Origin of the sequence: Streptomyces sp. 130 (assembly GCF_007096885.1) — a bacterium.
Classification (GTDB): Bacteria; Actinomycetota; Actinomycetes; order Streptomycetales; family Streptomycetaceae; genus Streptomyces.
Genome location: NZ_VJNO01000016.1, coordinates 89,166 through 115,059, shown reverse-complemented (window position 1 = coordinate 115,059; position 25,894 = coordinate 89,166). Strand labels below are relative to the sequence as shown.

Here is a 25,894-nt window from a genome sequence, read left to right as displayed (position 1 = left end):
TCACAGATCGACTGAGCCGCTCATGATCGAGATCCCGTCAGACCTCCACCCGGACCTCGTCCCGCTGGCCTTCCTCCTGGGCAACTGGGTGGGCGCGGGCGTCTCCGACTTCCCGGGCGCCGAGAAGTGCAACTTCGGGCAGGAGGTCACCTTCAGCCACGACGGCCGTGACTTCCTGGAGTACACCTCGCGCTCCTGGGTCCTCGACGGCGACGGCAACAAGGTCCGCCCGCTGGAGACCGAGACCGGCTACTGGCGCATCGACAAGGACCGCAAGGTCGAGGTCGTCATGGCCCGCGACCAGGGCGTCATCGAGATCTGGTACGGCGAGCTGGCCGACAAGAAGCCGCAGATCGACCTGGTCACCGACGCGGTGGCCCGCACCGCGGCCTCCGGCCCGTACAGCGGCGGCAAGCGGCTCTACGGCTATGTGAACAGCGATCTGATGTGGGTCGGCGAGAAGGCGACGCCCGAGGTCGAGCTGCGGCCCTACATGTCGGCGCACCTGAAGAAGACCGTCACGCCCGAGGAGGTCGAGGCGATGGCCAAGAGCCTCGGTGACCTGCCGGACGACGGGATCGCCTTCTTCAAGTAGCCTCCGTTCGCGCCGGGTAGCCGTCCGCCCGGACCTACACTGGGGGCTGTGGTGAGCACCGACTGGAAGACCGATCTCCGCAAGCGCGGTTACCGGCTGACCCCGCAGCGCCAGCTGGTCCTGGAGGCCGTCGACACGCTCGAACACGCGACGCCCGACGACATCCTCGTCGAGGTGCGCCGGACCGCCTCCGGCGTGAACATCTCGACGGTCTACCGGACGCTGGAGCTCCTGGAGGAGCTGGAGCTGGTCAGCCACGCCCACCTGGGGCACGGCGCTCCGACGTACCACCTGGCCGACCGCCACCACCACATCCACCTGGTGTGCCGGGACTGCGCGGACGTGATCGAGGCCGATGTGAGCGTCGTCGCGGAGTTCACCGAGAAGCTGCGCGGCGACTTCGGGTTCGAGACGGACATGAAGCACTTCGCGATCTTCGGCCGCTGCGCGGACTGCACGGCGAAGGCGGCACACGAGGGACCGGACGCCCAGGGTCCGGCAGCGGCGGCCGGGGCCTGAGGCACCGGGCGGCCTGGGCCCTGAGCGCCGGGCCGTCGAGGCCGGACCAGTCGTACGCTGGTCGCATGAAGAGCCCCCTGCTGTCCCTGCCCGGCGCCGTCCCCGCCGAGGGCCGCGACGAAGGCGTCGCCGCGCACTACGGCGACCTGTTCCGCGAGCAGCGCGCCCTCGCCGACGGTTCGGGCCTGGTCGACCTCTCGCACCGCGGCGTCGTCACCGTCAGCGGCGCCGACCGGCTGGCCTGGCTGCACCTCCTGATCACACAGCACGTCACCGAGCTCGCCCCGGGCCGGGCCACCGAAGCGCTCATCCTCAGCGCGAACGGCCACATCGAGCACGCCCTCTACCTCGTGGACGACGGCGAGACGGTGTGGATGCACGTCGAACCGGGTACGCGGGGCGACCTCATCGCCTACCTGGAGTCGATGAAGTTCTTCTACCGGGTGGAGGTCGCCGACCGCACCGAGGACTTCGCGGTGGTGTACCTCCCGGCCGGCTCGATCGCCGAGGTCCCGGACGGGGCCGTCGTACGCGAGACGCCGCACGGCCGCGACCTCTTCCTGCCGCGCGCCGGGCTGGAGACGTACGCGGCGGTGCACGGCCCGCTCGCCGGGGTGCTCGCGTACGAGGCGCTGCGCGTGGAGGCGCACCGGCCGAGGCTCGGCTTCGAGACCGACCACCGCACCATCCCGCACGAGCTGGGCCTGATCGGCGTCGCCGTGCACCTCCAGAAGGGCTGCTACCGGGGACAGGAGACCGTGGCCCGGGTGCACAACCTGGGCAAGCCGCCGCGTCGCCTGGTCTTCCTGCACCTGGACGGCAGCGAGGTCCACCTGCCGGGCCCCGGCACCCCGGTCCGGCTCGCGTCGGACGGGCCGGAGGGCCGCCAGCTGGGCTTCGTCACCACGTCCGCCCGCCACCACGAGCTGGGCCCGATCGCCCTGGCCCTGGTGAAGCGGAACGTGGCGGTCGACGCGCCGCTGCTGGCCGGGGACACGGCGGCGGCGCAGGAGACGGTCGTCGAGCCGTGAGGGCCTCGGGTACGGGGCTCAGACCTCGATGATGACGGTGAACGGGCCGTGGTTGGTGAGCGAGACGCGCATGTCCGCCCCGAACCGGCCCGTCTCCACCGTCGCCCCGAGCGCCCGCAGCCGGGCCACCACCTCGTCCACCAGCGGCTCGGCGACCTCGCCGGGCGCGGCGGCGTTCCAGGTGGGGCGGCGGCCCTTCCGGGCGTCCCCGTAGAGGGTGAACTGCGAAATCACCAGAAGCGGCGCATTCACGTCGGAGCAGGACTTCTCGCCCTCCAGGATGCGGACCGACCAGAGCTTGCGGGCGAGCTGCGCCGCCTTCTCGGGGGTGTCCTCGTGGGTCACCCCCACCAGCACACACAGCCCCTCGCCGGTTATCTCTCCGACGACGCGGGAACCGCCGTCGCCGTCCGCGGCGTCCGCCACCGTGACGCTCGCACCATCCACCCTCTGTACCACTGCACGCATACAGACCAACCTATCTTGGGCCGAACGGGTACAGAGCAACCTCAGAAGGCCCCTCGGGGTGGCACGATGCTCGGGAGGCGGTGCGCCGACGCACCGGGTCGAGGGGATGGACACAAGCATGAGCACCCATGGAACCGGGCAGTCCCCGGGCGCAGTGCCGGTCGCGCGCCCCGGTGTCAGCAGCAGCACGGGCAGCGGTACGAACATCAGCACCATGCGCCCGCCCGTACAGCGGACCGGGCAGGGCGACGACGCCGGCGACGGCCCGGCCCGGGCGGAGCTGGCCGCCCTGCGCCTGCCGGAGCTGCGCGCCCTGCGCCGCGACGCCCAGCGCGACGAGGCCGACCTCAGCTATGTGCGGCGGCTCGTGCAGGGGCGGATCGACATCCTGAGGGCCGAGCTGGCCCGGCGCCGGGGCCCGGAGTCGCCGGTGGTGGACCGGCTGTCGGAGATCCTCGCCGACGCCCCGTCCCCGCAGCGCGCGTCCGCCCGGCACGTCACGCTGTCCACGCCGCGCAGCGACGAGTACCGCAAGCTCGCCGCCGAGACGCTGGCCGAGATCGAATTGTCGGACCTGGACGCCCGGACGGACGAAGAGCTGCACACCGCGATGGGGCGCCTGGTCCGCTACGAACAGCAGGTTTCCCGACGCCGGCACCGGCTCCAGCGTGCGGCGGACGGTTGCGGCGCGGAGATCGCCCGCAGGTACCGTGACGGGGAAGCACACGTAGACGACCTGCTCGCCTGAGGCGATCCCTCCGGGGACGGGCGGGTCCCTCCCGTCCCCGGAAGGCCACCATGACCTCCAGCGCAGCCCGCACCCCTGCCATATCCGACCCGGCCCCCGGCCTGCCCGTGCTGGCAAAGGTCGTGCGGTCCGGCTTCACCGAGGGCCACCACCGCGGCTCACTGGTCGTGCTGGCCGCCGACGGCAGCGTGGAGCTGTCCCTGGGCGACCCGGGGGCGCCGGTCTTCCCGCGCTCCTCGAACAAGCCGATGCAGGCGGCGGCGGTGCTGCGGGCCGGGCTCGACCTGTCGGGGGAGCGGCTGGCGCTGGCCGCCGCGAGCCATTCCGGCGAGGGCTTCCACCTCGACCTCGTACGCAAGATGCTCACCGAGCACGGGCTGTCGCCCGAGGACCTGCGGACCCCGCCGGACCTGCCGCTGGACGCGGTGGAGGCCGAGACGTATCTCGCCGCCGGCCACGTCCGCGAGCGCGTCACGATGAACTGCTCCGGCAAGCACGCGGCCATGCTCGCCGCCTGCGCGCACAACGGCTGGGACATGACCGGCTACCTGGACCCCGCGCACCCTCTCCAGCGGCTGGTGCACCAGGTCGTGGAGGAGGCGGCGGGCGAGCAGGTCGCCGCCGTCGGCACGGACGGCTGCGGGGCGCCGCTGATGGCGGTCTCGCTGGTGGGCCTGGCGCGCGCGTTCCGCGGTTTCGTCCTGGCGGAGCCGGGTACGGCGGAGCGCCGGGTGGCGGACGCGATGCGGGCACACCCGGAGTACGTGGCGGGCACCCGGCGCCCCGACACCTGGCTGATGCGCGAGGTGCCCGGCACGCTGTCGAAGATGGGCGCGGAGGCCGTGCAGGCGGTGGCCCTGGCGGACGGCCGGGCGCTGGCCTTCAAGATCGACGACGGCTCGACCCGGGCGCTGGGCCCGGTCCTGGCCCGGGCGCTGGGGCTGCTCGGGATCGACGCGCCGGTGGTCGGGCGGATCGGCCGGGCGCCGCTGCTGGGCGGCGGCGCGGAGGTGGGGGAGATCCGGGCGGCCTTCTGAGGCCTCGCCGTTCCCCGCGTACGGGCGGCAAAACCATGCGACATCCCGCACCGTGCTCCCTAGCGTGAGGCGCATGACCGACCTCGACATCCGCCTCATCGCCCCGTCCGAACTCCCCGACTGGCTGCGTGCCCTCAACACCGGATTCCTGCGGGCGCCGACGCCCACCGACGAGCAGGTGGCCGGGCGCCGGAGCCACATGGACTTCTCCCGCACCCGGGGGGCGTTCGACGGCGGGCGGTGCGTGGCGACGTTCCGCTCGCTCGCGCAGGAGCTGACGATGGTGGGCGGCGCCCGCGTGCCGACCGACGCGATCACCAACGTCACGGTCTCCGCCACGCATCGCAGGCGGGGCCTGCTGACCAGGATGATGGCCGCCGACCTGGCGGCGGCGAAGGAGCGCGGCGACGTGGCGGCGACGCTGATCGCCGCCGAGTACCCGATCTACGGGCGGTACGGCTTCGGTCCGGCGGCCTGGACGACGCATTGGGAGATCGACGTCCACCGCACGGGCCTCGACCCGCACCGCCGGGTCCCGGCGGACGGGGACGGCGGCCGGATCGACCTGGTGGACGGCGCGGAGGTCCGCCGGGTCGGCCCCGCCCTGCACGAGCGGCTGCGGGCCTCCCGGCACGGAGTGGTGGACCGCGACGAGCGCTGGTGGGAACAGCTCACCGGCGAGGCGGCCGTCCAGTTCGCCGTCTGGACCGAGCCCTTCTACGCCGTGTACCGGGGACCCGGCGGCACGGTGGACGGCCTGCTGGTCTACCGCGCCGACGACAACTGGGGCGACGCCAAGCAGCCGCTGAACGGCGCGACGGTCCGCGACATGATCGCGGTGACCCCGGCGGCCGAGCGTGCGCTGTGGCACTTCCTCTGCTCGGTGGACTGGATCTCCACCATCCGGTCCGGCAACCGCCCGGCCGACGACCTCCTCCCGCTCCTGCTCCCGGACCCGCGCGCGGCGCGTGTGGTGACCCAGGCGGACTTCCTGTGGGTGCGCGTCCTGGACGTCGTACGCGCCCTGGAGACCCGCACCTACGCGGTGCCCGGGTCGCTGGTCCTGGAGATCCGGGACACGGCGGGCTACGCGGCCGGCCGCTTCCACCTGGACGCCACGCCGGACGGCGCCACCTGCGCGCCGACGACGCGCTCGGCGGACCTGGCGATGGACGTCCGGGAGCTGGGGACGCTCTGGCTCGGTGACGAATCGGTCCTGCGGCTGGCGGCCCTGGGCCGGGTGGAGGAGCTGACCCCGGGCGCGGCGGCGACGGCGGACCCGGTGTTCCGGGCGGCGCGGCGGGCGTGGTGCCCGGACGTGTTCTGAGGGCGGCTCCGCGTGGTTGCGGCCGGGCCCGGCGGGGAAAGGCCGCGCGCACCAGCGGAGGAACGCCCTCCGGGGCCGCTGGCTGCGGGGCGCCGCCGACGCGGGGCGCCACGCGCCGCCGGGCGAGACCGTCGACGCCCGCCGGTCCGCCTGCGCCCGGATCTCGTCGTACGCGTCATGGGCGGTCACCCGGAACGCCTCGCCCGTAGGACGCCGGCGCGGCCCGCATCACCGGTCCGGCGAGCCCACATCGACGGCGCGCCCCGGCGCCCGTCGCTTTGTTCGGCGTGCTGCAGGACGCCGGTCCGGCCCGCTTCGTCGGGTCGGCGAGTGTGCGCTGCCGGCAGGCCGCGGGGAAGCCCGCCGGTCCGGCGAGCCCGCGCCCCGGGGCCCGCCCCGGCGCCCCTGAGCCCGTCGCCCTCTTCGGCGCCGAGGGGGGCGTTCGATCCGCCGGCCACCCGCAAGGCCCTCGCCGCGCCCTTCGTGCGGCCGGGGGCGGGGCGGTATCCGTGGGCGGATGACGCGGAGGCATTCGGGGCGGGGGTGACCGGGTTCCTCGGGGTGCGCGGCTGAGGAGGAGACCGCCCGGCCCCTCAGCGCGCTCAGGACCGGGCCGGCTCCCAGACGGAGCAGTCGTGGGCGAAGAGCACGCGGCGCGGGTCGAATGCGGCCAGCCGGTCCAGCCAGGGCCGGTACGGCGGAAGCGGCGGCTCCACGCCTCCCAGAGCCGCCTGGCGCGCCAGCTGGTCGGACGCGAAGCCGGAGGCGAAGTCGTGCGCCTGTCCGGCGAGGACCACCGTGCCGTCGCTCTGCCGAAGCACCAGTGACTGATGCCCTTCGGTGTGCCCGGGCGTGGGAACGACCCAGATCCCCGGCCGGACCTCGACTTCACCGGTGACCTCCTCGTAGACCGCGCCGGGGAAATCGATCAGCGCGTCGACGGTGTAGTCGCCCGCGCGGGCGGTAGCCAGCTCGACGTCCTGGACCAGGACGGGCTTGCCGCGCAGGAGGGGATTGCCGCCGCAGTGGTCGAAGTGCAAATGGCAGTTGACGACCAGGGAGATGTCGTCGAGGGCCACACCGGATGCCGACAGGGCCTCCTGTAACGGACGTCGCCGGGGCCGGTAGTGCGCCTCGGTCTCTGGCCCCGCGTCACCGATGCCGGTATCGAAGAGGATCAGCCCGTTGTCGTGCCGGACCAGGTAGGCGAGGACGGGCTCGACGCGCGGCAGCGGACCGTCCGTCTCCGCGGCGGGCCGGACGAAGTACCCGAGGTCGAGCCGACGCACCGACATGTTCCCCATCCACCCATCCTGGCAGCCTGCCGCCCGGCATTGACCCGCTTCGCCGGAAGCGGAACCAAGTGTGGATGGGAACACTTTTGCAAGCAGCCGCTTGCAAAAGTTAGCAAGGCGGGGCAGCATCGGGGCATGGCCTCACTCAACGTCGGCAATCTCGGCGAGTACCTGCGGGAGCAGCGTCGTAGCGCGCAGCTCTCCTTGCGGCAGCTCGCGGATGCCGCCGGCGTGTCCAACCCCTACCTCAGCCAGATCGAGCGCGGGCTGCGCAAGCCGAGCGCCGAGGTGTTGCAGCAGGTCGCCAAAGCGCTGCGCATCTCCGCCGAGACCCTGTACGTACGGGCCGGGATTCTGGACGAGCGGCAGCAGGACGAGCTGGAGACGCGGGCGGTGATCCTCGCCGATCCGTCGATCAACGAGCGCCAGAAGAGCGTGCTGCTCCAGATCTACGCCTCCTTCCGCAAGGAGAACGGGTTGGACGACGAGTCCGGCGCGGACGCCTCCTTCAATGCCGACGGCAGTGCTGCCGATACAGGTTGAGAGCTCCGTCACCCTCACACCCAGTCTGATGATCCGGGAGGACCACAGTCATGGCCATCACCGATGACCTGCGCAAGACCCTCACCGACCCGACCCCCCTCTACTTCGCCGCCGGCACCGCCGACCTCGCCGTCCGCCAGGCCCGCAAGGTGCCCGCGCTGCTCGAACAGCTGCGGGCCGAGGCCCCGGAGCGGATCGAGGCCGTACGCAACACCGACCCCAAGGCGGTGCAGGAGAAGGTCACCGAGCAGGCCCGGGAGGCGCAGGCCGTCCTTCAGGCCAAGGTCACCGAGGTGATCGGCGCCTTCGACACCGACCTGAAGAAGCTCGGCGAGAACGCCCAGGACCTGGCGTTGCGCGGGGTGGGCATGGCCGCCGAGTACGCCGTACGGGCCCGCGAGACGTACGAGAAGGTCGCCGAGCGCGGCGAGCGCACCGTGCGGACGTGGCGGGGCGAGACCGCCGACGAGATCGTAGAGATCGCCGTCGTCGTGGAGCCGCGCAAGGAGTCCGAGCCGGCCGCGGCCCCGAAGCCGGCTGCTCCCGCGAAGGCCGCTCCCGCGAAGGCCGCTCCCGCCGCGAAGCCGGCCGACGTGAAGCCCGCCACCGCGGCCAAGCCGGCCGCCGCCGCCAAGCCGAAGCCCGCCGCCGCGAAGCCGGCCGCCGCCAAGAAGGCGCCGGCGCGGAAGCCCGCCGCGAAGAAGACCACCCCGCCCTCCGGCAAGTAGCACCGGTGCCTCCGGCAGGTGTGCCGGGGCGGCGGGTGGGCACATTCCGGGTGGCCCGTTCGTTGTCCCGGTACCTTGGCCGCGAGGCGCTTTCCACTGACTAGGCGGTGCACATCATGTTGCTCGAAGGCTTCAACTCGTTCCTCGGGCTGCTCTACACGGCCATGCTCGTCCTCGCCGTGGTCGCTCTGGTCATGGCCCTGATGGTCCGCGAGGACGCCTATCGCGCCGCGGACAAGCAGAAGAAGTCCTTCTGGCTGATCATCCTCGGTGTCGCGGTGGCGGTGAACCTCTGGGTTCCGTGGCTCTTCCTCCAGCTCGCCGGGCTGATCGCCACCATCGTCTTCTTCGTGGACGTACGGCCCGCCCTCAAGGCCGTCACCGGCGGTGGCCGCCGACGCGGCGGCTCCAGCAGCGACGGCCCGTACGGCCCCTACAACGGCGGGCGCTGAGCCCCTGCCGGCGAGCCCGGGCGCGGGCGCGGGATGTTCACGCTCCGCGCGCCGCCGGCAGCCCGGTGCCGGGCGGTGTCCTGGTCGCGGTCGAGCAGCAGGACCGCGACGTCGTCCGTCAGCTCGCCGCCGTTCAGCTCTCGCACCTGGGTGACCGCCGCTTCCAGCAGCTCCTCGCCGGTCAGCCCCTCGGCGAGCTGGCGGTTGACCATCGCCACCATGCCGTCCTGGCCGAGGCGCTGGGTGCCGTCGCCGACGCGGCCCTCGATGAGGCCGTCCGTGTACATCATCAGGCTCCACGAGCCGCCCAGCTCGACCTGCCGACGCGGCCACCGCGCACGCGGCAGCAGCCCCAGGGCCGGTCCGCCGTCCTCGTACGGGAGCAGCTGCGCCGCCCGTCCGTGCCGGGCGATCAGCGGAGCCGGGTGCCCGGCCAGGCACAGGCCCGCGCGGCGTCCGTCCGGGGCGATGTCCACCGTGCAGAGCGTCGCGAAGATCTCCTCGCTCTCCCGCTCGTGCTCCAGGACCTCCTGGAGCGTGGACAGCAGCTCGTCGCCGCACAGCCCCGCCAGCGTCAACGCACGCCACGCTATGCGGAGTTCCACGCCGAGCGCCGCCTCGTCCGGGCCGTGGCCGCACACGTCGCCGATCATCGCGTGCACCGTGCCGTCCGGGGTGCGGACCGTGTCGTAGAAGTCCCCGCCGAGCAGCGCGCGGCTGCGGCCGGGGCGGTAGCGCGCCGCGAAGCGCAGGTCGGAGCCGTTGAGGAGCGGGGTCGGCAGCAGCCCGCGTTCCAGCCGGGCGTTCTCCTGGGCGCGCAGCCGGGACTCGGTGAGCTGGTGCTGTGCGACGTCGGCCCGTTTGCGTTCGACGGCGTAACGGATGGCCCGGCTCAGCAGCCTGCTGTCCAGCTCGCCGCGGAAGAGGTAGTCCTGCGCCCCCACCCGGACCGCCTCGGCGGCCAGCTCGGCGTCGTCCTCCGCCGTGAGGGCGAGTACGGCGTGCCGGGGCGCGATACGCAGCACGTGCTTGAGCGTGGCGAGCCCGTCCTCCTCGCCCTCCCCGTCGCCCCGCGCCTCGGCACCGGCCGGCAGGGCCAGGTCCAGCAGGATGCAGTCCACGTCGTCGGTGAGGAGCCGGCCCGCCTCGGTGAGGTTCCGGGCGGCACGGATACGGACCCGGGCACCGGCCGCGGCGGAGAGCTCCGGGGCGGTGAAGGTGCCCGCCGGGTCGTCCTCGATCACGAGGAGGGTGAGGCCGGCGCCGGAGCTGTTCTCCGCAGCGGGCGCGGAACACGGCTGCGGTACGGGTACGGGCATCGGTTCGGGTTTCCTTCCCTCCCCCCGAGGGCACGGAGGGGCGCCGATCGACGACCCGCCAGACGGGGACCATAGCGGTACGGACCACGGGAACGGAATGGCGACCCGCCCGTGGTGCCGGGCATATGCACCGCCATAAGCCGCGTCCCACCACGGATCAGGCACGGTGGGCCGCGTTGGAGCGGCCGATCCCGACATGACAAAGCTCACGCCGCCGGGGCCACGCGCAGTGGCCCGCCTCACGGTGGCCCGCTACGCGGACACGTCCCCGCCGAGGCCCCGGCCCGGCCCCCGGCCGCCGGACCGCGAACCGGGCCGCGCCCCGGGGGCGCGCCCCCGGGCCGGGCTGGGCACTGGGTCGTGCCGCCGGATCGCGTGCCGGGTCGCGCGCGGGGGTGTGCCTGCCGGGCTGGGCTGGGCGCTGGGTCGTGCCGCCGGATCGCGTGCCGGGTCGCGCGCGGGGGTGTGCCCGCCGGGCTGGGCTGGGCGCTGGGTCGTGCCGGTGGGGCCGCGTACCGGGCCGCGCCCGGGGGAGCGCCCCGCCGGGCTGGGTTGTGCCGGTGGGGCCGCGTGCCGGGCAGCGCACGGGGGCGTGCCGGTGGGGCCGCGCGCGGGGGCGTGCCCGCCGGGCCGGGCTGCGCACGGGGGCGTGCCGGTGGGGACGCGCACCCGGGCCGCGCTCACCGGGCCCCGCCAGGCCACGCACCGGACGCGCATCGGGTCCCGCGTACCGGGCCCCGCGTACCGGGCCGTGTCCGCCGGTGCGGGGTGACGGCGGGCGGCCCGGCGGCGCCGTGGCGCGCGGCCCGCAACGGCCCGGTGGTGGCGCCGCCCCGCACTACTGGGCCGCGTACCCGCGCGCAAGTCAGCGGAGGGCGCCCCGGGGCGTGTGCGCTGCGCCCACCCGTGCCAGGCGTCCCGCCGGGCAAGCGCGTCGGGCTCGGCGACGCACCACCGCGTCCGCAGCGGGGTCTGCCCGCGTCGGCCCCCACAGGGCGTGCCCTGCCCCCGCCGTCCGCCCGAGGACACCGCGGGCGCGCCCCCGACTGCCGTCCGCCCAAGGACTACGCGTCGGGGTCTGCCCGCGTCGGCCCCCACAGGGCGTGCCCTGCCCCCGTCGTCCGCCCGAGGACACCGCGGGTGCGCCCCCCGACTGCCGTCCGCCCAAGGACTACGCGTCGGGGCGGACCACGCCGAGTATCTGCATGGAGCCCGCGCCCGCCAGGGTGACATCGCGGCCGGGGCGTGGGGCGTGGACGATCTGGCCGTTGCCCACGTACATGCCGACGTGGGTGGCGTCGGCGTGGTAGATGATCAGGTCGCCGGGGCGCATGTCCTTGATCGGGATGTGCGGGAGCAGCCGCCACTGCTCCTGCGAGGTGCGCGGGATCGGGCGGCCCGCCGCCGCCCATGCCTGGGACGTGAGTCCGGAGCAGTCGTACGACGCGGGACCCTCCGCTCCCCACACGTACGGCTTGCCGATCTGCTCGGTCGCGAAGGCCACCGCCTTCTTGCCGAGCGGACTGGCGTCCCGGTTGATCTCCCGCAGCGCGCCGGAGTCGAGCCACGCGCTCTGCGCCTGCCGCGCAGCCTCCCGCTCCATTTCGAGGAGCCGGGCGCGCTCCTCCTTCTCCAGCTGGGACTCCAGCTTCTTCGCCGCCGCTATCTGCGAGTTGATCTTCTTCTTGGCCTTGGCCTGCTTGACCCGGTTGGCTTCCAGCTTGGTCCAGTTGGTGCTGGCGTCCTTGGTGTAGGTCTCCAGGTCCTGCTGGGTCCTGGTCAGCTGCTCCAGGAGCCCCTTGGTGGCCTGCTGGCCCTGGCGCGTGCGGCTGATGCCGTCCAGGAAGAGCTGGGGGTCGCCGCTGAGCATGAGCCGCGCGCCCGGCGGGAGGCCGGCGTTGCGGTACTCCTCGCGGGCCTGGGCGCCGGCCCGGTTCTTGAGGGCGGCGATCTTCGCCTGGCCCTCGACTATCGACTGGGCCAGCTCGACCAGCTCGCCCGACTGCTTCCTGGCCTTCTCCTCGGCGAGGTTGTACGCGTCCGTGGCGGCGCCCGCCTTCAGGTACAGCTCGTCGATCTCCGCGCGCACCTCTTCCAGGCTCTTCCCGCCGGAATCGGCGCTGCCTGTCGGTGTCGGTGCGGCGAATGCCTGGACCGGCGAGGCGAGGACCGCCAGCGCGCAGACCAGAGTCATCGCGGCGGCGGCACAGTGGCGTCGGTACACAAGCTCCCCCTCCGAGCAGTACCCAACTGTTCGAGCAGCGCCAGCGATCTGATGGATCGACTAGCTGATTAACCGTCAGTAACATGTTGTGTCGACCAGATCGTGCCATGCCGTACTGAAAAGCAACAGAGGCAGACACACTCCGGCCTTCGGGCGGCACTCCGCTATTCCGTCACTCCCCGCCACCCCGACGCCCCGCGCCCCCCGGTTCCACTCACTCCGACGAACGATGCCCGCCCGCCGTTCCCGCTCCGGGGGTGAATTCCGGATGAACCAGGGCGCGCGCCCACGCCGCCCGAGTGCGCCCCCTCACCATCCCCGGGGCTCCAGTGCCTCCCACGCCACCGTGACCTCGCCCTGGCGCCACCGGCGCACCCCGTCCGCCAGCGGCCAGTCGCCCGAGAGCGCCCGCACCGCCGTGATCCAGCGCTGCCGGGCCCCCAGCGAGGCGTAGGGCGCCGCGGCCGCCCACGCCCGGTCGAAATCGCGGAGGAACGCGTGCACCCGCTCACCCGGGACATTGCGGTGGATCAGCGCCTTCGGCAGCCGTTCGGCCAGATCGGACGGCCGGTCCAGCGAGCCGAGCCGGGTCGCGAAGGTCACCGTGCGCGGCCCCTCCGGCCCCAGCGCCACCCACACGTGCCGGCGCCCGATCTCGTCGCAGGTGCCCTCCACCAGCAGCCCGTCCGCCGCCAGCCGCTCGCACAGCCGCTGCCAGACGCCGGCCACCTCGCCCTCGTCGTACTGGCGCAGCACATTCGCCGCCCGGATCAGGGCGGGCCGCTCCGGCAACGCGATCTCGAAGCCGCCGTGCCGGAAGGTCAGGCCCTCGCGCGCGTACGGCTGCGCGGCGGCGACCCGCTCCGGGGAGATCTCGATGCCGACCACCGCCGTGCGTGGTTCCGCGGTGCGCAGGCGCTCCAGCAGCTCGACGGCGGTCCAGGGGGCCGCCCCGTAACCGAGGTCGACGGCGACGGGGGTGTCGGCGCGGCGCAGGGCGGGGCCGTGCGTGGCGGCGATCCAGCGGTCCATGCGGCGCAGCCGGTTCGGATGGGTGGTCCCGCGCGTCGCGGTGCCGATCGGGCGCATGACACAGAGCGTAACGATCCGGGCGGAGACGGGCGCCGGGCGGGCGGGAAGCCACCGGGAGGGCCCCGCGTCCGCACCGTAATGATTTGGCAAAGCGGAAATGAAAGGAGGTATTCCGCTGTTCCCCACCTTCGAAGGGACCGTGCGCCCCTTCGGTGCCATGCCGTGAACCGTGCGGGCGCCGGGGCCCAGCGAGGAGGACGGACGACGTGACCCAGTACGTCTCTCGGCTCGGCAGCAGCCGTGGCGCACCGCGTCGCAGGTTCCCCGCAGGTCTCACCGGCTCCTTCACCGCCGGTCACCGCAGGCCCCGCCGCATCGCGATGCTCTCCGTGCACACCTCCCCGCTGCACCAGCCGGGGACGGGCGACGCCGGCGGGATGAACGTGTACATCGTGGAGCTGGCCAAGCGGCTCGCCGCGATCAACATCGAGGTCGAGATCTTCACCCGCTCCACCACCGGCGGGCTGCCGTCCGCCGTTGACCTGGCGCCCGGCGTCCTCGTGCGGCACGTCGACGCGGGGCCGTACGAGGGTCTGGCCAAGGAGGAGCTGCCGGCGCAGCTCTGTGCCTTCACGCACGGGGTGATGCAGGCGTGGGCCGGTCAGCGTCCCGGCTACTACGACCTCGTCCATTCCCATTACTGGCTCTCCGGACACGTGGGCTGGCTGGCCGCGCAACGCTGGGGCGTTCCCCTCGTGCACGCCATGCACACCATGGCCAAGGTGAAGAACGCCGCGCTCGCCGAGGGCGACACCCCCGAGCCCGCCGCCCGGGTCATCGGTGAGACCCAGATCGTGGACGCCGCCGACCGGCTGATCGCCAACACCGCGGAGGAGGCCGGTGAACTCGTCCGGTTCTACGACGCCGACCCGCGGGCCGTCGCCGTCGTCCACCCCGGCGTCAACCTCGACCGCTTCCGCCCGGGCGACGGCCGGGCCGCCGCCCGGGCCCGCCTCGGCCTTCCCCAGGACGCCCTGATCCCCCTCTTCGCGGGCCGCATACAGCCGCTGAAGGCGCCCGACGTGCTGCTGCGGGCGGTCGCCGTGCTGCTCGACCGGGACCCCTCGCTGCGGTCCCGGATCCTGGTGCCCGTCGTCGGCGGCCCCAGCGGCAGCGGCCTCGCGAAGCCGGAAGGGCTGCAGAAGCTCGCCGCCCGGCTGGGCATCGCGGACGTCGTGCGGTTCCATCCGCCGGTCGGGCAGGACCAGCTCGCCGACTGGTTCCGGGCCGCGTCCGTGCTGGTCATGCCCTCGTACAGCGAGTCCTTCGGGCTCGTCGCGGTCGAGGCCCAGGCGGCCGGGACGCCGGTCGTCGCGGCGGCCGTGGGCGGCCTCCCGGTGGCCGTGCGCGACGGGGTCAGCGGCTTCCTGATACCCGGGCACGACCCGGCGGCCTACGCCCAGGCGCTGGAGCGGTTCGCGGGGGCGCCGGAGCTGGTCGCCCGGATGGGCGGGGCGGCGGCGGAGCACGCGCAGCGGTTCGGCTGGGACACGGCGGCCGCCGCCACCGCGGAGGTGTACACGGCGGCCGTTCAGGAACACCGCAGGCGGGCCCGCGCGCGTTGAGCGTGACCGGGCCGTACCCGCCGGGCTCCACCGCGTAACGCCCGCGGCACCCACCCCGGCCGCGCGCCTTTGCCGCCTGACGTACGCTCGAAACATGGCTGACGCACCCGTACCGGCGAAGAACGAGGCCACCCGGGCCGCCCAGGTCCTCGAAGCGAGCTTCGCCGACGCCGGGCTCGACTGGGAGAGCCCCGCACCGGGCAGTTACGTCGTCCAGCTCCCCGGCACCCGCAAGCTGGCCACCACCTGCTCACTGATCGTCGGCGCGCACAGCCTCTCCCTCAACGCCTTCGTCATCCGGCACCCCGACGAGAACGACGCGGCGGTGCACCGCTGGCTGCTGGAACGGAACCTGCGCCTGTTCGGGGTGAGTTACGCGATCGACCGGCTCGGGGACATCTACCTCACCGGGAAGCTGCCGCTGTCCGTGGTGACGCCCGACGAGGTGGACCGGCTGCTCGGCTCCGTGCTGGAGGCGGCGGACGGGGCCTTCAACTCCCTGCTGGAGATCGGCTTCGCGACCGCGATCCGCAAGGAATACGCCTGGCGGGTCTCGCGCGGCGAGTCCACCCGTAATCTCGAAGCCTTCGCGCACCTCACCCAGCGCCCGGCGGACTGACCGCCCGTCACCCCTGCACGCGCGTCGCCGACCGGATCTCGTCGAGTGTGGCCGCCAGCCGGGGTGCGACCTCGTTCCAGGTCCACTCCAGCTGTTCCCCGGCCGTGGCGCGCGGAACGGTCTCCACCAGCATGATCAGGTACAGGTAGGCCCGGTAGAGCGCGAGCCGCAGCCGCAGCGAGCGGTCGAACTCCACGGGCCCGCCCGGCGCCTCTTCCCCGTAACCGGCGAGGAAATCCTTGTCGTCCTCGATGTCGCCCAGCAGAGCGAGCGACACGAAATCGGCGACCGGGTCGCCCCAGAACATCCTTTCCCCGTCGATGACCCCGCCCACCCGCCGTGCGCCCGGCGCCCCCGTGACCAGGATGTTCCCCTGCCACAGGTCGAAGTGGACCAGGGCCGGCCGGGTCACGTCGTCCAGCACGTACGAGGCGGCGGCGAGCGTGTCGCGGATCTCCGCGACCTCACGGGGGAGCCGGGCCGTGTAGGTCCGCGCGTCGGCCAGGACCGCGTCCGTCATCGTCGTGAACGCCTGTCGCCAGGTGGGCGCGAGCGGACCGAGCGCCTGCGAGGGGTAGCCGAAGCCGCCCGGCGCGGGCGCGCCGTGCAGCCGGCCGACGACCCGCCCGAGCTCGGTGCGCAGCCGCGCCTCCTCGCCGTCGGCCATGGCGCCGGTCAGCTCGTGCCAGGGGCGGCCGGGGCGGGCGGACATGACCACGTACGGGCCGGTGGGGGCGGCCGGACCGAGCTCGGCGTGGACGACGAGGGGCACGGCGGGCTCCCCGGCGGCGGCCCGGTAGAACGTCACCTCGTTGACCAGCAGGCCGTGTTCGTAGGACAGGCAGTCCCCGGCGCCCGGCGGAGGCGCCTTCACCACCCAGTCCCGCCCGTCCGTCAGCCGGACGCGGCTGACGGCGTTGTACGTGCCCCCGGTGAGCGGTTCGCGAGAGGCGACCAGGCCGGGCGATATGCCCAACGCGCCGAGGACGCCGGAGAGAACGGAATCGATCGGCACGGCGAGCTCCCCCTGAACGGTGTGCGCGAAGTGATCACGACGTCGTCACGATCACGTGCGTTGCCCAAAGTAAAGGATTGCCAAACCACAGCGGACTCATAGAGTTGGCTCACCCCCACGCACCCCCATTCCAGCCGCGCCGAACCCGACGGGGCTGCTCGCGTGCGGGCGAAACACTTTGAGCAGAAGGACGGGCCATGCGACCCACTGTCATACGCCGTACCGCCGTTGCCGCCACCGTGATGTCCTTGGCACTGTTCACCGCCGCCTGCGGTTCGGACGGCGACGACACGGACAGCGGCAAGGCGGCCGGCTCCTCGGCCCAGCCGTCGGAGAAGGGCGCCGACAAGGGCGCGGAGGCCCCCGCGAAGGCGCTGTCCGCCGCCGAGCTGGAGAAGGTCTCGCTGGCGCAGGGCGACGTCAAGGACCACAAGATCACCAAGGCCGGTCCGGCCGACCTGATCGACGCCAAGGACGTGACCGCGGACAAGGAGTCCTGTGACGTCATCGGCGACGTGCTGATGGGGGCCAAGGCCGGTTCGCCCGCCGCCGCCACGCAGCGCAAGGTGGCCAGCGTGCCGAAGAAGGGCGCGGACGAGGACACCACCGACCCCGAGGAGGCGTTCAAGGCCGCCTTCGACATCACGACCACGATGACCACGCTCGCCTCGTACGACGGCAAGGGCGCCGAGGAGACGCTGGCCGCGCTGCGCACCGCCGCGACGGACTGCGCGGGCGGCTTCACGTTCACCGTCGCCGGTGACAAGCAGAAGGTCGTCAAGATCGCGGAGGAGCAGGTCGAGGGCGGCGACGAGGCGGCGGCCTGGACGGTGACCGTGGAGTCGGACGGCGAGAAGAACTCCCTCAAGCTCACCGCGCTGCGCAAGGGCGCGACGCTCGCCACGCTCAGCTCGATGAACCTCGCGGCCGCGGGCTCCGGCGAGGACTTCGACCTGCCGACCGCGGTGATCGACGCGCAGGCGAAGAAGCTCGCCTGACCTCCCGTCAGGGAAGCGGAACGAGCCGTACGACGGTGACGGTCAGGACCGACCCGGAGACGTAATAGAGCACGATCGCCCCGGCGACCGTCGCCTCCCGGCGATCGTGCTCCCCCTTGACGGCGGTCGACCCGTGCCCGTACGGCTCGTGCCCCAGGGTCGCCGCCATCTCGTCCCGGAATGTTTCACCGTCCGTCATCTTGGCAAGGGTGTCGTCGGCGGGCGGCGCGTAGGAGATCCGGAAGCTCAAGCGACGCTCCGCCTCTCGGCCTCGTCCTGCGCCAGCCGGTCCAGGATTCGCTCGGCCTCCGGATCGGGCACGGCCTCCAGCATCCAGTGCCGCATCACGGCCTGGATCTCATGCACCCCGGCCTCATTGATGGCCCGCTCGAACTCCGCCCGCCGCCCCTCCGGCAACGCGTCCCGGATCGCCGGAATGCTGTTGGGCACCTCGACCTCGGCACCCCCGACAAAGGTCTTCAACGGCTCACCCATAACCGCCCTCCCGCTCTTCCCCGCATGGGGCCCAGGGTACGGGGCGGGGTGACGCGCGTCACTTCCGCTACGGGGCCCGGGCTGCCCGCCGAGCGCCGGCCGTGGTGCTCGCGGCACCGTCCCCGCACGGGGCGCAGACCGCCGCCGCGGTGCTCCGGAGTGGAGGGCCGGAGCCGGCTGCGCCCGTGGACGGCTCCGTAACGCGCGAAGGCCCCCGCCTGACCGTGCAGGGCGGGGGCCTTCTCGGGGCAGTCGTTACTTCTTCTTGCCCTGGTTCTTCACGGCCTCGATGGCCGCCTTCGCGGCGTCCGGGTCGAGGTAGGTGCCGCCCGGGTTCAGGGGGCGGAAGTCCGCGTCGAGTTCGTAGGTGAGCGGGATGCCCGTGGGGATGTTCAGGCCCGCGATGTCGGCGTCGGAGATGCCGTCGAGGTGCTTGACCAGGGCGCGGAGGCTGTTGCCGTGGGCGGCCACCAGGACCGTGCGGCCGGTCAGGAGGTCCGGGACGATGCCGTCGTACCAGTACGGCAGCATGCGCGTGACGACGTCCTTCAGGCACTCCGTGCGCGGGCGCAGCTCCGGCGGGATCGTCGCGTAGCGCGCGTCGTCGCTCTGGGAGAACTCGGTGCCGTCCTCGAGGGCGGGCGGCGGGGTGTCGTACGAGCGGCGCCAGAGCATGAACTGCTCCTCGCCGAACTCGGCGAGCGTCTGGGCCTTGTCCTTGCCCTGGAGCGCGCCGTAGTGGCGCTCGTTCAGGCGCCAGGAGCGGTGTACGGGAATCCAGTGGCGGTCCGCGGCCTCCAGCGCGAGCTGGGCGGTGCGGATGGCGCGCTTCTGGAGGGAGGTGTGCAGCACGTCGGGGAGCAGGCCGGCGTCCTTCAGCAGCTCACCGCCGCGGACCGCCTCCTTCTCGCCCTTCTCGGTGAGGTTGACGTCCACCCATCCGGTGAACAGGTTCTTCGCGTTCCACTCGCTCTCGCCGTGGCGGAGGAGGATCAGCTTGTACGGTGCGTCGGCCATGAGCCCGAGCGTAATCGAACCCGTCCGAGCCGCGCGCGGCCGGTCACAGAGCGGACAGGGCCGGAGGGGGCCTTTTGACGTTTGACGGCGCGTGTCAATTGAGTGGCAGGCGGGCCTCGCGGATTCGTAATGTTCGGATCGCCGGTGGGCCACTTACTCCCCCGGTCCCATCCGCCGTACGTCCCTGGGGGGAACCCGTATGTCTGCCACCGGTCTCGGACGGGCCACGCGTGCCACCCGGGAAACCGTCTCCGGGCTCCCCAGGGAGTTCTGGTGGCTGTGGACCAGCACCCTGGTCAACCGCCTGGGCGGGTTCGTCGCCACCTTCATGGCCCTGTATCTGACCCTGGACCGCGGCTACTCCGCCTCGTACGCCGGTCTCGTCGCCGCCCTCCACGGGCTCGGCGGGGTCGTCTCGTCACTCGGGGCCGGGGTGCTGACCGACCGCGTCGGGCGCCGGCCCACCATGCTCGCCGCGCAGCTCTCCACCGCCGCCGCGGTCGCCGTGCTCGGCTTCATGACGCATCCGGTGGCCATCGCCGGGGTCGCCTTCGTCGTCGGCATGGCGAGCAACGCCTCGCGCCCGGCGGTCCAGGCGATGATCGCCGACATCGTCCCCGCGAAGGACCGGGTGAGGGCCTTCTCGCTCAACTACTGGGCCATCAACCTCGGCTTCGCGGTCTCCTCCGCCGGCGCCGGGTTCGTCGCCGAGTACAGCTATCTCGCGGGCTTCGTGGGCGAGGCCGCGATGACCCTCGTCTGCGCGGTCGTCGTCTTCCTGAAGGTGCCGGAATCCCGTCCGGAGCGCTCGGCACCGGCCGTGCCCGGCGGCGTGCCGGCCGACGACGGCGTACGGCTCTCCACCGTGCTGCGCGACGGACGGTTCATGGGCGTCGTCGGCCTGTCGTTCGTCATCGCGCTGATCTTCCAGCAGGGTTACGTGGGCCTGCCGGTGGCCATGGGCGCCGACGGGCTCAGCAGCTCCGACTTCGGTACGGCGATCGCCGTCAACGGCGTCCTCATCGTCGTGCTCCAGATCCCCGTCACCCGGTTCATCCAGAGCCGCGACCCGCGCCGGCTGCTCGTCGCCTCCTCGCTGCTCGCGGGGTACGGCTTCGGGCTGACCGCCTTCGCCGGTTCCGTCGGGGTCTACGCGCTGACCATCAGCGTGTGGACGGTCGCCGAGATCATCAACGCGCCCGTGCAGAACGGCCTGGTCGTCCAGCTCTCCCCGGCCCACGGCAGGGGCCGCTACCAGGGCATGTACACCCTGTCCTGGTCGGCCGCCGCGCTCATCGCCCCGCTGATGTCCGGTGTGGTCATCGACCACTTCGGCGCCGGCTGGCTGTGGGCGACCACCGCCGTCCTGGGCACCGTGGCCGCCGCCGGCTACTGGCTGCTCATGCGGACCCTGCCGGCGGCGGAGACGGCGGCGGCGGAGACCGCCGCACCGGCGCCGCGGACCGGGGCGCGGGTCACGAAGGCGGAGGCGTCGCCCTCGTGACCCGTACGGCCCGGCGGCGTCAGCCGGAGCAGCCCCCGCACTGGCACGGCGCCCCGGACTGGCAGCCGCACCCGCAGCCCGAGCCGCAGCCGCAGGCGCCCAGGACGGTCAGCGGCACCACCTCGGCGGGGGCCTCCCGCTCCGGTTCGGTCATGGGGGAATCGGCCATGGTTCCTCCTCAAGGCGTACGACAGGGCCGCACGCCCACCGAGGGGCCCGCGACCGGGGCGTACGGACACGTCGTGCCGCCCCGTCCCATTGCATGCCCACCCGGACGGGCGCATCAACGGCGCACATGTGCAGGAACGTGTGTACGAGCCGTGCGCGCGGGCGTGCGCCGGGCCGCCGAGCGCCCCGCCTTTCCCGCGCCGGTGCCCTTCTAAGCCCCTTCGACCGGCCCGGGCTGCTGGATCTCGTCCGCGTGCTCACCCGTCACCAGGTAGACCACGCGCTTCGCCACCGACACCGCGTGGTCGGCGAACCGCTCGTAGTAGCGGCCGAGCAGCGTCACGTCGACGGCCGTCTCGATGCCGTGCTTCCAGCGGTCGTCCATCAGGTGCTGGAACAGCGTGCGGTGCAGCAGGTCCATCTCGTCGTCGTCCTGCTCCAGCTGGAGCGCGAGGTCGACGTCCTTGGTGACGATCACCTCCGCCGCCTTCGCCATCAGGCGCTGCGCGAGCTGGCCCATCTCCAGGATGGTGGCGTGCAGGTCGTGCGGGACCGCGGACTGCGGGAAGCGCAGCCGGGCCAGCTTGGCGACGTGCTGGGCGAGGTCGCCCGAGCGCTCCAGGTCCGCGCTCATCCGCAGCGAGGTCACCACGATCCGCAGATCGGTCGCCACCGGCTGCTGCCGGGCCAGGAGCGCGATGGCCCGCGCCTCCAGCTCGTGCTGGAGGTCGTCCACCTTCTGGTCGGCGGCGATCACCGACTCCGCCAGCTTCAGGTCGGCGTCGAGCATCGCCGTCGTCGCCCGGCCTATCGCCGAGCCGACGAGCCGGGCCATCTCGACCAGGCCCTCGCCGATCGAGTCGAGTTCCTCGTGGTACGCGTCACGCATGGGTGTCCCTCTCCAGTCCTTGACCGAGGCCGGGGCCCGCCGACGTCCGGCTCCGAACCCCACGGCACCACCGTGACGGGCGTACGCGTCGGATTCCGACCGGCCAAGTGAACCAGCCCTAGCCCCTCGGTGAACTCTGGGCGACGAGTGGCCGTGGAGGGCATCGGACGGCTGGGAGAGTGTCGGAGGTGCCGCATAACCTGGGGACATGGACGTGAACGCGGCGGTCGCCGCAGCTGCCGCGATCGCCGGGGTCGGTACCGGCGTGATCGCCATGCTGGCGTTCCGCTGGAGCGAGCGCGACCAGAAGAAGCCGACGCGCACCTCCCTGCGGCCCGACAGCGGTGCCCCGCTGCCCCCGGGCGTCGACACGGTCCTGTCCGTGCTCAGCTCCTCCGCGGTGGTGCTGGACGAGAGCGACAGCGTCGTCAAGGCCAGCTCCGCGGCGTACGCGCTGGGGCTCGTCCGGGGCGGCCGCCTCGCCGTCGAGCCGATGCTCAACATGGCGCGGGACACCCGCCGGGACGGCGAGATACGGCAGGTCGAACTGGACCTCCCGCGCCGCGGCACGGGCCGGGGCGAGGCCCTGGCGGTCTCCGCGCGGGTCGCCCCGCTCGGCTCCCGGCTGGTGCTGCTGCTCGTGGAGGACCTCACCGAGGCCCGCCGCATAGAGGCGGTCCGGCGCGACTTCGTCGCCAACGTCAGCCACGAGCTCAAGACCCCGACCGGCGCGCTCTCCCTGCTGTCGGAGGCCGTGCTCGACGCCTCCGACGACCAGGAGGCCGTCGAGCACTTCGCCCGCCGCATGCAGATCGAGGCGACCCGGCTCACCAATCTCGTGCAGGAGCTGATCGACCTCTCCCGGGTGCAGAACGACGACCCGCTGGAGGACGCCGAGCCGGTCCGCGTGGACGAGCTGGTCGCCGAGGCCATCGACCGCTGCCGCCAGCAGGCCGGCTCCAAGCAGATCACGATGGCCGCCGGCGGCACCGCCGACCTGCGGATATGGGGAAACCGCGGCCAGCTCGCCGCGGCCCTCGGCAACTTGGTCGAGAACGCCGTCAACTACAGTCCCGCCCGCACCCGCGTCGGCATCGCCGCCCGCCGCGTGGTCGTGCCCGGCGGGGACGAGATCGAGATCGCCGTGACCGACCAGGGCATCGGCATCTCCGAGAAGGACCGGGAACGGGTCTTCGAACGCTTCTACCGCGTCGACCCGGCCCGCTCGCGTGCCACCGGTGGTACGGGCCTCGGCCTGGCCATCGTCAAACACGTGGCCGCCTCGCACGGCGGGGAGGTCACCGTGTGGAGCTCGGAGGGACAGGGCTCCACCTTCACCCTGCGGCTGCCCGAAGCGGGCTCCGCACGCGGCCGGGACCGTGCGTCCGGCGGCCCGCTCATCGTCAACGGCGACGAGGCGTCCGACCCGGACGCCGCTCCCGACTCCTTCGATTCGTTCCCTTCCCCGGAGGCCCTTCCGTGACCCGAGTGCTTGTCGTCGAGGATGAGGAATCCTTCAGCGACGTCCTGTCCTACATGCTCCGCAAGGAAGGCTTCGAGGTCGCGATCGCGGCCACCGGACCCGACGGCCTGGACGAGTTCGAGCGCAACGGCGCCGACCTCGTGCTGCTCGACCTGATGCTGCCCGGACTCCCCGGCACCGAGGTCTGCCGCCAGCTGCGCAGCCGCTCCAACGTGCCCGTGATCATGGTGACCGCCAAGGACAGCGAGATCGACAAGGTCGTCGGCCTGGAGATAGGGGCCGACGACTACGTCACCAAGCCCTTCTCCTCCCGCGAGCTCGTCGCTCGCATCCGTGCCGTCCTGCGCCGCCGCGGCGAGCCCGAGGAGGTCGCCCCCGCCGCCCTGGAGGCCGGACCGGTCCGCATGGACGTCGACCGGCACGTCGTCACGGTCTCCGGCGGCAAGGTCGACCTGCCGCTGAAGGAGTTCGACCTGCTGGAGATGCTGCTGCGCAACGCGGGCCGGGTGCTGACCCGGATGCAGCTCATCGACCGGGTCTGGGGCGCGGACTACGTGGGCGACACCAAGACCCTCGACGTCCACGTGAAGCGGCTGCGCGCCAAGATCGAGCCTGACCCGGGCGCGCCCAGGTTCCTGGTGACGGTGCGGGGCCTCGGGTACAAGTTCGAGCCGTAAGCCGGCCCGTGGGCATGACATGGCCGAGGCGCCGCCCCCCGGCGGGGAAGGCGCCTCGGCCATGTGCGGTGCGGGGTGCGGCTCAGCCGGGCTGGCCGGACTCGGAGGCCGAGGACGAGGCCGTCGCCTCGCCGGACGGGCTCTCCGACGAGTCCGGCGACGCGGAGCCGGAGGGGGAACCGGACGGCGAGGCGTCCGGCGACGTGGACGGCTCGGGCAGCGCGCTGGGGCCGAAGTCCTTGAAGTAGTGGGTCGCCGGGACGACGGAGGCGCCCAGCGAGATGTCGCCGGTACGGCTGAACTTGAAGACGAGCGGCTGCACGTTGCCGTTCTCCGTGGCCTCGCCGCCGTTCTCGATCACGGCGGAGGCGTTGCCCTGGCCGCCGAGGATCACCCGGCCGCCGGCCGGGACGACGACCGGACCCGAGCCCTCGGCGGGGTGCAGCTGCACGGTGCCGCTGCCGCCCTTCAGCGTGATGGAGTCCAGGGTCTCCGGCTTGTTGCCGTTGTTGAACAGCGTGGCGGTGACGACCGCCGGGCCCTCGGCGTCGCGCTCGGGCTGGGTGATGACGTTGGCGTTCTGGATCTTGATGTCGCCGGACCGGGTGGAGGCGTTGTCCGGGCGGACTTCGAGCGTCTGCGCGTTGTTGCCCGCGCCGCATGCGGTGAGCGCGGTGATCGAGAACGCGATGGCAGTGGCGGCGAGGGCGCCGTGTCGAAGGCTGCGGCTCACGGCGGCGGCAACTCCTTGAACGTGCGGACGGTACGGACGGGTCGGGCGCCTGGGGTAAAGGCGCCCTAAGGGTCTGTCAGCGGTCAGGTTACCGAGCCCTCCTCGCCGCCCCGCACCCGACCCGCCCCTGAGGGGCCCGTGATCGCGGGGCTCGGACGCGTACGGACATTCGCGGTCCCTTCACATAACGCGCTTGATCAAATTCCGGCCACGCGTTCGTCCCGGGCTTCGTGGCTGTTCACGGACGGTGGCGCATTCATTGCGCATAATCCCCGCCGGGGCCGTACGTTGATCAATTTCATTGGCCATCGGCACTTACGTCCGAACGAGTGACCCATCACCGAACGGACTACGGAAAGTGCGGCAAGCGGAACCCGACAAAACGGGACGTTCGACCCCTTCGAAGTGAGCTGGAGGGTGTGTAACGTCCGCGTTTCTCCGTCGCCGGACAGCGGCTCCGACCTGCGAATACCGTCCTCCGCGCGCCCTCCGCAGCACGTCCCCGTCTCTCTTGTCAAGCCCCGAGATATGCCCTGACCTGCGAAAACGCCATTCAGGAGTAGCGATTCTCGTGTTACGCTTGATAGCCACGGAAGGGGTACCTGTCACATGACGTTCAAGGTTGGCGACACCGTGGTCTATCCCCATCACGGGGCCGCGCTGATCGAGGCTATCGAAACTCGCCAGATCAAAGGCGTGGACAAGACCTACTTGGTGCTCAAGGTCGCTCAGGGCGACTTGACGGTGCGTGTGCCGGCGGACAATGCGGAGTTCGTGGGCGTGCGCGACGTAGTCGGGCAGGAAGGGCTGGACCGCGTCTTCGAGGTGCTGCGCGCACCGTATGCCGAGGAGCCGACGAACTGGTCCCGGCGCTACAAGGCGAATCTCGAGAAGCTCGCGTCCGGCGATGTCATCAAGGTCGCCGAAGTCGTGCGCGACCTGTGGCGTCGTGAGCGCGAGCGCGGACTTTCCGCAGGTGAGAAGCGCATGCTCGCCAAGGCCCGCCAGATTCTGGTGAGCGAGCTCGCTCTCGCGGAGAACACCAACGAGGACAAGGCCGAGGCTCTCCTCGACGAGGTCCTCGCATCCTGAACCGGATGGCACCGGTCGGGACGACCGGATCGCACCGGCCGTAGATAATGTGCCGCGGTGCCCGCTGACCAGCCGTATTCACGCTGTGTCGTCGGGCGCTGCGGCATGTCCGGACACACTGCCCGGCGACCCAACGGCGAATTCCGGCCACTTGCCGACGATCCCCCGGTACACGTCCTTGGTACGTTGCTCGCGATTCCGCTGAACCCGGCGTGCGAGACCGACCCCGAACGGCCGGGGCCCGTCCCGGCTCGCCCGGGG

General features: G+C 72.6%; 28 protein-coding genes. 16 read left to right on the top strand and 12 right to left on the bottom strand.

Annotated features, from left to right (window positions below):
- Window positions 1-22: 22 nt before the first annotated feature.
- The 3 genes from FKN01_RS16425 to FKN01_RS16415 all read left to right on the top strand — a co-directional run bounded on the left by FKN01_RS16425 (window position 23) and on the right by FKN01_RS16415 (window position 2,145).
- On the top strand, window positions 23-595 hold the full coding sequence (locus tag FKN01_RS16425) for an FABP family protein (protein WP_143621047.1): 573 nt from the start codon (window positions 23-25) through the stop codon (window positions 593-595).
- A gap of 48 nt (window positions 596-643) precedes the next feature.
- Window positions 644-1,114 carry a Fur family transcriptional regulator gene (locus tag FKN01_RS16420; protein WP_143621045.1) on the top strand — a complete coding sequence of 157 codons (471 nt, stop codon included), beginning with the start codon at window positions 644-646 and terminating at the stop codon, window positions 1,112-1,114.
- A gap of 65 nt (window positions 1,115-1,179) precedes the next feature.
- Window positions 1,180-2,145: a folate-binding protein YgfZ gene (locus tag FKN01_RS16415; protein ID WP_143621043.1), complete on the top strand. Its 966-nt coding sequence runs from the start codon at window positions 1,180-1,182 to the stop codon at window positions 2,143-2,145.
- 18 nt (window positions 2,146-2,163) lie between these two features.
- Here the strand turns inward: FKN01_RS16415 and dtd are convergent, their stop codons facing one another.
- Window positions 2,164-2,613, bottom strand: a complete 450-nt coding sequence (gene dtd, locus FKN01_RS16410) for a D-aminoacyl-tRNA deacylase (RefSeq protein WP_143621042.1) — start codon at window positions 2,611-2,613, stop codon at window positions 2,164-2,166.
- A 118-nt stretch (window positions 2,614-2,731) separates the two neighbouring features.
- Here dtd and FKN01_RS16405 point away from each other — a divergent pair, with 118 nt between their 5' ends.
- The 3 genes from FKN01_RS16405 to FKN01_RS16395 all read left to right on the top strand — a co-directional run bounded on the left by FKN01_RS16405 (window position 2,732) and on the right by FKN01_RS16395 (window position 5,725).
- Window positions 2,732-3,361, top strand: coding sequence for an ABC transporter substrate-binding protein (locus FKN01_RS16405; RefSeq protein ID WP_185992864.1), 630 nt, complete (start codon window positions 2,732-2,734; stop codon window positions 3,359-3,361).
- Between the two features lie 50 nt (window positions 3,362-3,411).
- Window positions 3,412-4,398 carry an asparaginase gene (locus FKN01_RS16400; protein WP_143621040.1) on the top strand — a complete coding sequence of 329 codons (987 nt, stop codon included), beginning with the start codon at window positions 3,412-3,414 and terminating at the stop codon, window positions 4,396-4,398.
- Window positions 4,399-4,471: 73 nt separating this feature from the next.
- Window positions 4,472-5,725: a GNAT family N-acetyltransferase gene (locus FKN01_RS16395; RefSeq protein WP_143621038.1), complete on the top strand. Its 1,254-nt coding sequence runs from the start codon at window positions 4,472-4,474 to the stop codon at window positions 5,723-5,725.
- Window positions 5,726-6,327: 602 nt separating this feature from the next.
- Here the strand turns inward: FKN01_RS16395 and FKN01_RS16385 are convergent.
- Window positions 6,328-7,029, bottom strand: coding sequence for an N-acyl homoserine lactonase family protein (locus tag FKN01_RS16385; protein WP_143621036.1), 702 nt, complete (start codon window positions 7,027-7,029; stop codon window positions 6,328-6,330).
- A 126-nt stretch (window positions 7,030-7,155) separates the two neighbouring features.
- Here FKN01_RS16385 and FKN01_RS16380 point away from each other — a divergent pair, with 126 nt between their 5' ends.
- The 3 genes from FKN01_RS16380 (at window position 7,156) to FKN01_RS16370 (ending at window position 8,743) form a co-directional block, all read left to right on the top strand.
- A complete protein-coding gene (locus tag FKN01_RS16380; RefSeq protein ID WP_143621034.1) occupies window positions 7,156-7,563 on the top strand; it encodes a helix-turn-helix domain-containing protein in 408 nt (135 codons plus the stop codon).
- 50 nt (window positions 7,564-7,613) lie between these two features.
- Window positions 7,614-8,291, top strand: coding sequence for a hypothetical protein (locus tag FKN01_RS16375; protein WP_143621032.1), 678 nt, complete (start codon window positions 7,614-7,616; stop codon window positions 8,289-8,291).
- Between the two features lie 116 nt (window positions 8,292-8,407).
- Window positions 8,408-8,743: a DUF2516 family protein gene (locus FKN01_RS16370; RefSeq protein ID WP_073964919.1), complete on the top strand. Its 336-nt coding sequence runs from the start codon at window positions 8,408-8,410 to the stop codon at window positions 8,741-8,743.
- Here FKN01_RS16370 and FKN01_RS16365 read toward each other — a convergent pair.
- The 3 genes from FKN01_RS16365 to FKN01_RS16355 all read right to left on the bottom strand — a co-directional run bounded on the left by FKN01_RS16365 (window position 8,725) and on the right by FKN01_RS16355 (window position 13,375).
- Window positions 8,725-10,062 carry a PP2C family protein-serine/threonine phosphatase gene (locus FKN01_RS16365; RefSeq protein ID WP_143621029.1) on the bottom strand — a complete coding sequence of 446 codons (1,338 nt, stop codon included), beginning with the start codon at window positions 10,060-10,062 and terminating at the stop codon, window positions 8,725-8,727. The two genes, FKN01_RS16370 and FKN01_RS16365, sit on opposite strands and share 19 nt — an antisense overlap.
- A 1,171-nt stretch (window positions 10,063-11,233) precedes the next feature.
- On the bottom strand, window positions 11,234-12,286 hold the full coding sequence (locus FKN01_RS16360; RefSeq protein ID WP_143621027.1) for a C40 family peptidase: 1,053 nt from the start codon (window positions 12,284-12,286) through the stop codon (window positions 11,234-11,236).
- Window positions 12,287-12,595: 309 nt separating this feature from the next.
- The gene (locus tag FKN01_RS16355) at window positions 12,596-13,375 is read right to left on the bottom strand and encodes a class I SAM-dependent methyltransferase (RefSeq protein WP_143621025.1); all 780 of its coding nucleotides are present in this window, start codon (window positions 13,373-13,375) and stop codon (window positions 12,596-12,598) included.
- Window positions 13,376-13,584: 209 nt separating this feature from the next.
- On the opposite strand from FKN01_RS16355, the gene mshA reads away from it, so the two are divergent.
- Together mshA and FKN01_RS16345 are read left to right on the top strand one after the other, a co-directional pair.
- A complete protein-coding gene (gene mshA, locus FKN01_RS16350; protein WP_143621023.1) occupies window positions 13,585-14,943 on the top strand; it encodes a D-inositol-3-phosphate glycosyltransferase in 1,359 nt (452 codons plus the stop codon).
- A gap of 94 nt (window positions 14,944-15,037) precedes the next feature.
- Window positions 15,038-15,562 (top strand): YbjN domain-containing protein, encoded by a 525-nt coding sequence (locus tag FKN01_RS16345; RefSeq protein WP_143621021.1) that lies wholly within the window; start codon window positions 15,038-15,040, stop codon window positions 15,560-15,562.
- A gap of 7 nt (window positions 15,563-15,569) precedes the next feature.
- On the opposite strand, the gene FKN01_RS16340 is transcribed toward FKN01_RS16345, so the two are convergent.
- Window positions 15,570-16,577: a phosphotransferase family protein gene (locus tag FKN01_RS16340; protein ID WP_143621020.1), complete on the bottom strand. Its 1,008-nt coding sequence runs from the start codon at window positions 16,575-16,577 to the stop codon at window positions 15,570-15,572.
- Window positions 16,578-16,774: 197 nt separating this feature from the next.
- On the opposite strand from FKN01_RS16340, the gene FKN01_RS16335 reads away from it, so the two are divergent.
- Entirely contained in the window at window positions 16,775-17,575 is an 801-nt protein-coding gene (locus FKN01_RS16335; protein WP_143621018.1) for a hypothetical protein, read from the top strand.
- A gap of 7 nt (window positions 17,576-17,582) precedes the next feature.
- Here FKN01_RS16335 and FKN01_RS16330 read toward each other — a convergent pair whose 3' ends face one another.
- The 3 genes from FKN01_RS16330 to FKN01_RS16320 form a co-directional block, all read right to left on the bottom strand.
- Entirely contained in the window at window positions 17,583-17,825 is a 243-nt protein-coding gene (locus tag FKN01_RS16330; protein WP_143621016.1) for a hypothetical protein, read from the bottom strand.
- Window positions 17,822-18,070, bottom strand: a complete 249-nt coding sequence (locus tag FKN01_RS16325; protein WP_143621014.1) for a hypothetical protein — start codon at window positions 18,068-18,070, stop codon at window positions 17,822-17,824. The genes FKN01_RS16330 and FKN01_RS16325 overlap by 4 nt, the downstream gene beginning before the upstream one ends.
- A gap of 255 nt (window positions 18,071-18,325) precedes the next feature.
- Window positions 18,326-19,087: a phosphoglyceromutase gene (locus FKN01_RS16320; RefSeq protein WP_143621012.1), complete on the bottom strand. Its 762-nt coding sequence runs from the start codon at window positions 19,085-19,087 to the stop codon at window positions 18,326-18,328.
- A gap of 199 nt (window positions 19,088-19,286) precedes the next feature.
- On the opposite strand from FKN01_RS16320, the gene FKN01_RS16315 reads away from it, so the two are divergent.
- On the top strand, window positions 19,287-20,591 hold the full coding sequence (locus FKN01_RS16315; RefSeq protein WP_143621010.1) for an MFS transporter: 1,305 nt from the start codon (window positions 19,287-19,289) through the stop codon (window positions 20,589-20,591).
- A gap of 19 nt (window positions 20,592-20,610) precedes the next feature.
- Here FKN01_RS16315 and FKN01_RS32560 read toward each other — a convergent pair whose 3' ends face one another.
- Together FKN01_RS32560 and phoU are read right to left on the bottom strand one after the other, a co-directional pair.
- On the bottom strand, window positions 20,611-20,760 hold the full coding sequence (locus FKN01_RS32560) for a hypothetical protein (protein ID WP_185992863.1): 150 nt from the start codon (window positions 20,758-20,760) through the stop codon (window positions 20,611-20,613).
- A gap of 210 nt (window positions 20,761-20,970) precedes the next feature.
- Window positions 20,971-21,648, bottom strand: coding sequence for a phosphate signaling complex protein PhoU (phoU, locus tag FKN01_RS16310; RefSeq protein ID WP_143621008.1), 678 nt, complete (start codon window positions 21,646-21,648; stop codon window positions 20,971-20,973).
- A 208-nt stretch (window positions 21,649-21,856) separates the two neighbouring features.
- Between phoU and FKN01_RS16305 the strand changes: the two genes are divergently transcribed.
- Together FKN01_RS16305 and FKN01_RS16300 are read left to right on the top strand one after the other, a co-directional pair.
- Window positions 21,857-23,131, top strand: a complete 1,275-nt coding sequence (locus FKN01_RS16305) for a cell wall metabolism sensor histidine kinase WalK (RefSeq protein WP_143621006.1) — start codon at window positions 21,857-21,859, stop codon at window positions 23,129-23,131.
- On the top strand, window positions 23,128-23,808 hold the full coding sequence (locus FKN01_RS16300; RefSeq protein ID WP_018519642.1) for a response regulator transcription factor: 681 nt from the start codon (window positions 23,128-23,130) through the stop codon (window positions 23,806-23,808). The genes FKN01_RS16305 and FKN01_RS16300 overlap by 4 nt, the downstream gene beginning before the upstream one ends.
- A gap of 82 nt (window positions 23,809-23,890) precedes the next feature.
- Here FKN01_RS16300 and FKN01_RS16295 read toward each other — a convergent pair whose 3' ends face one another.
- Window positions 23,891-24,541, bottom strand: a complete 651-nt coding sequence (locus FKN01_RS16295) for a DUF461 domain-containing protein (RefSeq protein ID WP_143621004.1) — start codon at window positions 24,539-24,541, stop codon at window positions 23,891-23,893.
- A 609-nt stretch (window positions 24,542-25,150) separates the two neighbouring features.
- Between FKN01_RS16295 and FKN01_RS16285 the strand changes: the two genes are divergently transcribed.
- On the top strand, window positions 25,151-25,633 hold the full coding sequence (locus FKN01_RS16285) for a CarD family transcriptional regulator (RefSeq protein ID WP_006380568.1): 483 nt from the start codon (window positions 25,151-25,153) through the stop codon (window positions 25,631-25,633).
- The last annotated feature ends 261 nt before the right edge of the window (window positions 25,634-25,894 follow it).